Below are 415 nucleotides of genomic sequence, written 5' to 3'. Positions count from 1 at the left end.
AATACTTCTGAAGCGAGTAGAGAAATATTAAAACAAGATTATGATATTCGTGGAACTGGAGAATTATCTCCTGAAAGTTTAGCTCTTTTCCAAAAAAGTTTTGTGCAATTTCCGTATTTAACTGAAGAGAAGCGAATGAAGTTTGCACATGAGTGGAATAGATTATCGCAAAGCATGGAGTTTTTAAGAGTTTGGAAAGACAATGAAGTGCATTCTGTACAAGAAGATTATTTGGATCCATTTATTATTGAATGCGCGAAAAAAATAGGTGCTGATAAAGACTTCTTTAAAGCTCCGAGAGTAATTGGTGAAGTACTTGGCCTTGTGGAGCAATTAGTTGGAGATATGTTTTTAGAATATCGCTTGAAAGCATTAATTAATCAAGATGTATTTGAATTTGAAGGTTCACTAGAAG

The 415-nt window shown here is 33.5% G+C and carries 1 protein-coding gene; it reads left to right on the top strand.

Annotation, left to right across the window (positions count from 1 at the left end; genetic code table 11):
* A partial coding sequence (locus KI356_RS25475) for a DUF3658 domain-containing protein (RefSeq protein WP_212936831.1) occupies nt 1–415 on the top strand: 415 nt, incomplete at both ends.

This window comes from Bacillus hominis, from assembly GCF_018332515.1.
Taxonomy (GTDB): domain Bacteria; phylum Bacillota; class Bacilli; order Bacillales; family Bacillaceae_G; genus Bacillus_A; species Bacillus_A hominis.
This window is presented reverse-complemented; position numbering and strand designations above follow the sequence as displayed.